Annotated in this window: 7 protein-coding genes; 3 read left to right on the top strand and 4 right to left on the bottom strand. The window is 66.0% G+C overall.

The features are described 5' to 3' along the window. Nucleotides 1-113 precede the first annotated feature (113 nt). The 3 genes from B4V06_RS15595 to B4V06_RS15585 all read right to left on the bottom strand — a co-directional run bounded on the left by B4V06_RS15595 (nucleotide 114) and on the right by B4V06_RS15585 (nucleotide 3479). Entirely contained in the window at nucleotides 114-1613 is a 1500-nt protein-coding gene (locus B4V06_RS15595; protein WP_123112896.1) for a tripartite tricarboxylate transporter permease, read from the bottom strand. Continuing rightward, nucleotides 1614-2270, bottom strand: a complete 657-nt coding sequence (locus tag B4V06_RS15590; protein ID WP_123112895.1) for a hypothetical protein — start codon at nucleotides 2268-2270, stop codon at nucleotides 1614-1616. 75 nt (nucleotides 2271-2345) lie between these two features. Then, nucleotides 2346-3479 (bottom strand): Bug family tripartite tricarboxylate transporter substrate binding protein, encoded by a 1134-nt coding sequence (locus tag B4V06_RS15585; protein ID WP_498170548.1) that lies wholly within the window; start codon nucleotides 3477-3479, stop codon nucleotides 2346-2348. A gap of 304 nt (nucleotides 3480-3783) precedes the next feature. On the opposite strand from B4V06_RS15585, the gene B4V06_RS15580 reads away from it, so the two are divergent. Further along, nucleotides 3784-4215 (top strand): universal stress protein, encoded by a 432-nt coding sequence (locus B4V06_RS15580; RefSeq protein ID WP_123112893.1) that lies wholly within the window; start codon nucleotides 3784-3786, stop codon nucleotides 4213-4215. Here B4V06_RS15580 and B4V06_RS15575 read toward each other — a convergent pair whose 3' ends face one another. After that, nucleotides 4216-5271 (bottom strand): isocitrate/isopropylmalate dehydrogenase family protein, encoded by a 1056-nt coding sequence (locus tag B4V06_RS15575; RefSeq protein WP_498170547.1) that lies wholly within the window; start codon nucleotides 5269-5271, stop codon nucleotides 4216-4218. A gap of 203 nt (nucleotides 5272-5474) precedes the next feature. On the opposite strand from B4V06_RS15575, the gene B4V06_RS15570 reads away from it, so the two are divergent. Together B4V06_RS15570 and B4V06_RS15565 are read left to right on the top strand one after the other, a co-directional pair. Beyond that, nucleotides 5475-6257 carry an enoyl-CoA hydratase/isomerase family protein gene (locus B4V06_RS15570; protein ID WP_123112891.1) on the top strand — a complete coding sequence of 261 codons (783 nt, stop codon included), beginning with the start codon at nucleotides 5475-5477 and terminating at the stop codon, nucleotides 6255-6257. Then, the gene (locus B4V06_RS15565; protein ID WP_498170545.1) at nucleotides 6254-7459 is read left to right on the top strand and encodes a CaiB/BaiF CoA transferase family protein; all 1206 of its coding nucleotides are present in this window, start codon (nucleotides 6254-6256) and stop codon (nucleotides 7457-7459) included. Before B4V06_RS15570 ends, B4V06_RS15565 begins: the two co-directional genes overlap by 4 nt. Nucleotides 7460-7901 lie beyond the last annotated feature (442 nt).

Here is a 7901-nt window from a genome sequence, read left to right as displayed (position 1 = left end):
AGAGCCTATAAAAAAAAAAAACGGGCCGCGAGCAGTACGTCGGTCGTCGGGCGTTCAACGACGCCCCGCCGAGTGTCGAAGCGATCCGCCGTGCCGGAGTGTCGGGCGACGCGCTATCTGAGGTTATTCACCGCCCTTTTCATATACGGTCCGAGGAACGGCCCGAACAGCGCCAGGAGGATCAGGATGGAGATCCCGAGCGAGAGCGGCCGGCTCGGCGACACGAAGATGCCGTACCCGCCGCCCGAAAGCTGAAGCGCGCGGAAGAAGTTCTCCTCGGCTATCGGCCCCAGAACGATCCCGAGGACGAACGCTATCACCGAGTACTTGTACTTCACCATGTAGTAGCCGAGGATGCCGAGCGCCAGCACGCCGAAGGCGTCGAACCAGCTCCGCCGGAGGCTGAACGCGCCGATGAACGAGAGGACGATGACCATCGGGATGATGACGTCCGTGTCGAGCTTCGTGATCGCGCTCGCGTACGGGATGACCGTGTACCCGACGGCGAGGATGATGAAGTTGCCGAGGAACACCGAGACGAACAGCGCGTACGTGATGTGAAGCTGCGCGCCGAACAGCCCCGGGCCGGGCTGGAGCCCGTGCATCAGGATGCCGCCGAGGAACACCGCCGTCGAGCCGCTCCCCGGAATCCCGAACGAGAGCGTCGGGACCAGCGACCCGCTGACGGTCGGGTTGTTCGCTCCCTCGGGGGCGATGATCCCCCGCGGGTCGCCCTCGCCGAATATCCCGTCGGCGGCCGAGGAGCGCGCCTCCTCGGCGTACGCGACGAACGTCGACGTCGTCGCGCCGGATCCGGGAACGGCGCCGATCAGCATGCCGATCACGCCCGCTTTGAACAGCGACTTCGGGTACCTGAAAACCGTCTTGATCCCGTCGGTGATGCTGCCCGTGATGCCGACCGCGTCCTCCGCGATCTGGTCTTGGACCGCGAGCTTCATCATCTCCGCGAAGGCGAACATCCCGATCAGGGCGGCCACGAAGTTGAGCCCGTCGTACAGCGCGAGCTGGCCGAACGCGTAGCGCGGCGTCGGCGCCATGATCGCGATGCCCATCGTCGAAATCATGAAGCCGAACGCGCCCGCAACGATCCCCTTCACGATCGACCCGTCCGCGACGATCGTGATGAGCGAGATCCCGAGGATCGCGAGGAGGAAGTACTCCACCGATCCGAACAGGAGAACGACCTCGATGAGGACTGGGGAGATGAGGACTAACAGGATCGCGGCGACAAACCCGTTAAACGCGGAGGCCGTCGTCGTGATCGCGAGCGCGTTCTTCGCGAGCCCCTTCTTCGCCATGGGATAGCCGTCGAGCGTCGTCGCGGCCGCCGACTCGGTCCCGGGAGCGTTCAACAGGACCGCGGAGATGCTCCCGCCGAACATCGCGCCGCTGTAAATCGAGATCAGGAGGATGAGCGCGGGCGTCGGGTCGAGCGGGACGGTGAGCGGGAGGACGATCGCCATGCCGACCGGCGAGCCGATCCCCGGCAGCGCCCCGAGGACGATCCCCGCGAGCAGCCCGGCGGCCATCCAGCCGATGACCGGCCAGCTGACCGCGATCTGTATCCCCTCGACGAGGCTTGCGACCGCCATTCAGAGCCCCTCCGTGAACACGATCGCTCCCTGATCGAACGGCATGAGCAGGAAGACGATGAACCCGTACACGATGACCGTCGCGACCGCGGCGAGGAACGCCGCCTTGAGTAGGTTCACTCTGAACCACGCGGTGTACGCGAAGACGAACAGCGGCGTCACGTAGAGGAAGCCGACCGCCCACCCGAGCGCGAAGTAGACGGTCGAGAAGACGATCATGATCACCGTGTTGTTGATGTCGATGCCCCACTTCTGATGGAGCGGTAGGTCTTTCGCCCGGACGTCGTCGGTATCGTCGTCGTCGGTATCGAGGTACTTCTCGTCGACGGCGGTGTCCTCGACGTCCGTGGAGTCCTCGTCCTCCTCGGCGTCCTCGATGGCGCCGACACCTTCAGTTTGGCCCTCCTCGAAGCTCTCCGTCATACTCACTTCTTGGGCGACGAACTTCTGGATCGGTCCCGGGAGGTAGTTCTGTATGAGGAGGAGGAACGATCCGATCCCGACGACTTGTGCCATCAACTGCGGAAAGATCGTCGCGTTCTCCGGGTAATCCTTGAGTATCGGGTCGACGTAGAACACTACGGACAGCCCGAGCAGCGTTACGAGTAGGACGTGTTCCGCCGTGATTCCTTCAAGTCGTTTTGAGTAATTGACCATGACAGTATTATCTGATCCGCCGGACTCCAACTATAAATAAATTGAGTTCGACGCGCCGGTCGCGCCGCGATCGATTCAGGGCTGGTTCTCGTTGACGAGTTCGAGAATTTCGAGCTCCTGGTACTGCTCGAAGGCGTCCGCGAAGTTCTGCTCGGCGACTTCCGGCCCCTCGTACACGACCGGGTTCCCCGTCTCGTCGCTCCACTCCTGCACGGGATCGCTGTTGACGGTCTCTTCCAGCGCTTCGGCGTAGAAGTCGACGATCTCCTGGGGCGTCTCCGGCGGGGCGTACATGCCGCGCCAGACCCCGCCGACGAAGTCGATCTGCGGGTAGCCGAGGTCGGTGACCGAATCGATGTCCGGGTAGACCTGCGTGCCGGGCCCGTAGAACGTCACGACGGGGTAGACGCGGCCGGTGTCGACGACCGACTGGGTCCCGGCGTCGGTCCCGATACCGCACGGGACCTCGCCGCTCGCGACCGCCTGCGTCACGGGGCCCGTCCCGGTGTACTGCACGCGGTTCTGCCAGTTCCAGCCGACCTCGTCCGGGTACGCGTACTTGTACAGCAGAACGATGATGTCCTGCGAGCTCCCGGACGACTGGACGCCGATGTTCTCCCACTCGCCGCTCTCGTACTTCGCGAGGACGTCGTCGAACGTCTCGACCTCGTCTTGGTACTCCTCGTTGACGACGAGACACCACGTCGACTGGCCGACCACGCCGAGCCCGGTGAGGTCTCGGATGTCGAAGTCCGGCTCGTTGAGCAGCTGCGGCGCGACTTCGAGCGGCCCGGCGTTGCCCGCGATGGTCTGCCCGTCGGGCTCCGAGCGGTACAGCTCTCCGAGCCCGTTCAGACCGCCGGCGCCCGGAATGTTGTCGATCTGCAGCGACTCGCCGACAGCCTCTCGGAGTCCCGGCTGAATCCCGCGTGCGTACGTGTCGGTTCCGCCGCCCTCGTCGTACGGGACGATGTAGCGGACCGTCCCCTCGGGAGACCATCCGTCGCCGCCGTCACTGCCGTCGCTGCCATCACTGCCGTCGCTACCGTCGCTGCCGTCGCTGCCGTCGCTGCCGTCGCTGCCGTCGCCGCCGTTACCGGAACAGCCGGCGAGTCCGACGGCGCCGGTCGCGCCGATCGCCTGCAGGAAGCGTCGCCGCTTCGTGTTCGATGTCGATTCGGTCGAATCGGTTGGTGTTTCTTCAGTCATCTTGTCACGTTGGTCGGCTCAGCTTGTTTTCTCTCGCCCGGATCCGCATCTGGGACGGGCCTTCGCCGTGTCCGTGTATGGCATTTGGTGGCAATATCATAAATGTTTCTATCAGAAGGACAGTTGTCTGCCGGATGATTCGGTCCCTACCGTCGGCGTTCATCCCGTCGCTCTGCCGATGTCCGCTCGGCCGCTCTGCAAATGTCCGCCCGGCCGCTCTGCAAATGTCCGCCCGGCCGCTCTGCAAATGTCCGCCCGGCCGCTTGGAGGAACCTTTTATATTCCATGCCTGAATAGGTCGACCATGGTGATCATCGCAGCCGTAGACCGGTCGGAGAGAGCGCCGAGCATCGTCGACGAAGCGAACGAGCTCGGTCAGGCCTTCGACGAGCCCGTCCACGTCGTCCACGTCTTGTCCCGCTCGGAGTTCGTCGGGCTCGAACGGACCAGCGTGACCGACACCGGGAAGTCGATCCCGACCGACGACGTGCTGGACATCGCCGAGGAGTTCGCGCGGGAGGCGATCGACGAGGCGGGGGTCGACGACGCGACCCCTGTCGGCCTCCTCGGCGACCCGGCCGACGAGATCAGCAACTACGCCGACTCCAACGACGCTCGGTACCTCGTCATCGCCGGCCGGAAGCGGTCGCCGGTCGGGAAGGCGCTGTTCGGCAGCACCGTTCAGTCCCTGATGCTCAACTCCGAGACCCCGGTCGTCTCGATCCGGACCGACTGATTAGAGCCGCTCTTCTATCGCCGCCACGACCTCGCCCGTCGACGCCGACCCGCCGAGGTCCGGCGTCGCCGGCGCGTCGTCGTCGGCGAGCACCGCTCGGACCGCGCTCCAGAGGGCGTCGGAAACGGGCTCCTCGCCGAGGTCCTCGAACAGCATCGCGGCCGAGAGCACGGTGGCCATCGGGTTCGCGACCCCCTGCCCGACGATGTCGGGCGCGCTCCCGTGGACGGGCTCGAACATCGAGGGATACTCGCCGTCGACGTTGATGTTTCCGGACGGCGCGAGCCCCATGCTGCCGCTGACGATGGCGCCGATGTCGGTGAGGATGTCGCCGAAGAGGTTCGACGCGACCAACACGTCGAACTCCTCTGGCCGGCGCACGAGGTCCATGCTCCCGGCGTCGATGAGCAACGACTCGACCTCGACGTCGGGGTAGTCGGTCGCGACGTCCTCGACGACGTCGTCCCAGAACGTCATGCTGAACGCCTGCGCGTTGGACTTCGTGATGCTCGTCAGCTGTCCCTCGCGCTCCGTCGCCGCCTCGAACGCCGCCCGCACGATGGTCTCCGTCCCCTCGCGCGTGTGGACCGCGCTCTGGATCGCCACCTCGTGGTCGAACCCCTCGTGGACGCGACCGCCGGCGTCCGAGTACTCGCCCTCCGTGTTCTCCCGGTAGACGACGAAGTCGATGTCGCCGCTCTCGTACCCGCGGAGCGGGCTCTCGACGCCCTCGAAGAGGATCGACGGGCGCTTGCACACCTGCTGGTTGAACCCCTTCCGGATCGGCAACAGGAGCCCGTGGAGCGTGATGTGGTCCGGGACCTCCGGGTGGCCGACCGCGCCGAGGAGGATCGAGTCCGCGTCGACGATCCGGTCGAGCGCGTCGTCCGGCATCATCTCGCCCGTTTCCATGTACCGCTCCGTCCCCCAGTCGTACTCCGTGAACTCCACCTCGACGTCGTGGCGAGACGCCGCCTCGTGCAGCAGCGGGAGCGTTTCGTCGACGACCTCCGGTCCGATACCGTCACCTGGTATCGTCGCTATCTCGTATGACATGGTTCCGGAATTCGCTCACACAAGGTAAACTCTTTGGGCCGTGACACCCCTTGCCCGCCCGATTCGAGGCTGGAGCGCTCCCCGCGGCCGACGGAGCTCGTCGCCCCCGATCATCCCGCTCACAGTCCCCAGCCCACTCCACTCACAGTTCTCGCGATTACCCCACTCACAACGCTTTTCACTCCCCGATGGGAGAGTGAGCCATGGTAAGCGAGACAGCGTACGAGAGTATCTCGCTCGACGTCACCGACGGTGTGGCGACGATCGAGTTCCACCGGCCCGAGGTGTACAACGCGCTCAACGACACGGTCATGCTCGACATCCTCCGGGCGTTTGACGAGATCCAGCTCGACCGCTCCGTCGACGTCGTCGTGATCACGGGGGAGGGCGACGACGCCTTCTCGGCGGGCGCCGACATCTCGCAGTACGCCGGCCCCGCCGAGGAGCACGACCCGCGACAGAAGGACCGCCAGGAGCTGTTCTACGAGATGTACCGCAAACCGTTCGAGTGCCACGCGCCCGTCATCGCGAAGGTCAACGGCTACTGCGTCGGCGGCGGCCTCATCTTCGCGATGTTCTGCGACATGCGGATCGCGGTCGACGACGCGAAGTTCGGCGTCCCGGTGACCGACATCGGCCAGATCCCGACCGGGAACTCCACGTGGCGCGCGATCGAACTCGTCGGCGAGGCGAAGGCGAAGGAGCTCGTCTACACCGCCGGGATGATCGAGGCCGACGAGGCGGAGCGGATCGGCCTCGTCAACCACGCCGTCCCGCGCGAGGAGCTCGACGAGACGGTCGACGAGATCGTCGAGGCGATCCAGTCCACCGGCCGGTCCGCGGTGAAGAACTCCAAGCGCGCGTTCAACCACGCGGTCGACGCGCAGAGCGCCGAGGAGAACCGCGCGTTCGAGGCCGAGGTCTGGTGGGAACAGTTCGCGACCGACGAGCGGGAACGGCTCGTCGACGAGTTCAACGACAAATGACCGGGGGACCGCTCGCCGGCCTCACCGTCGTGGAGATGACCGGCCACCGCGCGGGCCCGTTCTGCGGCGCGCTCCTCGCCGACATGGGCGCCGACGTCGTGAAGATCGAGCGGCCCGGCGTCGGCGACCCCGCCCGCAGTCAGGGCGTCGGTCCCGACGGCAAGTCCGGCTACTTCATGGCGAACAACCGGAACAAGCGCTCCGTCACGCTCGATCTCAAGTCCGACGCCGGCACCGAGGCGGCGCTGTCGCTGCTGGAGAAGGCCGACGTGTTCATCGAGAACTTCGGCTACGGCGTCACGGACAAGCTCGGCGTCGGCCACGACGCCGTCAAAGACCGGAACCCGGAGATCGTCTACGCCAGCATCAAGGGGTACGGCGAGACCGGCCCGCGGAAGGAGCAGGCCGGCCTCGACCTCATCCTGCAGGCGGAGGGCGGCATCATGAGCGTCACCGGGCCGGAGGGCGGCGAGCCGGTCAAGGTCGGGCAGGCCATCGGCGACCTCACGACCGGCATGTTCACCGCGATCGGGATCCTCGCCCGGCTCTACGAGCGGGGGGCCGCGGGCGGCGGTGATACAGAGAACTCCTTCAACGGCAAGTTCGACGTCGGGCTCTTCGACTCCATCGTGACGCTGATGAACGAGTACCTCACGTCGTACTCGATGGACGGGTCGGTGCCGGGACCGCAGGGCACTTCCCATCAGACGCTCGTCCCGTACCAGCGGTTCGAGACCGCTGACGGCGCCCTCGTCACCGGCGTCCCGAGCGACGACCGGTGGGACGACTTCGTCGAGCTGGTCGGCCGCGAGGAGCTGGCCGAGTACCCGACGAACGACGACCGGTTCGAGCACGCCGACACGGTCGTCGGGATCATCGAAGAGGAGTTCGCGGAGGAGTCGACGGAGTACTGGCTCGACCGCCTCATCGACTACGGCTTCCCCTGCGGGCCGATCAACGACGTCGAGGACGTCGTCAACTACGACCAGACGCGGGCGCGCAACCTCGTCGTCGAGCACGACGACCCCGACTGGGGCGAGTGCCTCCTCCCGGGCCACCCGATCAACTTCCCCGAGCACGACGACGTCATCCGATCGCCCGCGCCCCGGCTGGGCGAGCACACCGAGTCCGTGTTCGCCGACGTCGCCGGCGATCAGACGACGCTCGACGAGTGGCGAGAGGGCGGCGCGTTCGGCGACTGATAGGGAAATTCGGTTTTTAGTCGTTTTTGTTTATAAATGGCTAACTGCGGATCGGCGACGAACGCCTGCGCAGCCCCGACTGATCGCTTATAAATCGCTGCCAGCAGATCAGCGGTGATTTCCTCCGAAGCCCCGGCCGCTGGTTTATACGTAGTTGCTGACGGAGCAACGGTGAACACCTCCAAAGCCCCAGCCGTGAGGGGCGCGCACGCTCGCTGCGCTCCTCGGTCGCTCGCGTTGCTCGCTCCCTGCGGTGCTTGCGTCGCCTCCGCGCCCCTCACGGCTGCCCCTTTGAGCCCCGCCCCGCACGGCACCGCAGCCTCACGCCTCCCCAACCTCGCGGCTCCCTCCGGTCGCCGCGTCCCTCGCGCGTGCTGCTCGGCCGCGAGGCGGCCTCGCAGGCACGCGCCACCGCACCGCCGCGTTCACTTATAAACACCGT

The organism is Halorubrum sp. B53, from assembly GCF_059752395.1.
Note: the sequence above shows the minus strand (reverse complement) of the source record. Positions and strands in the feature narration are given on the sequence as shown.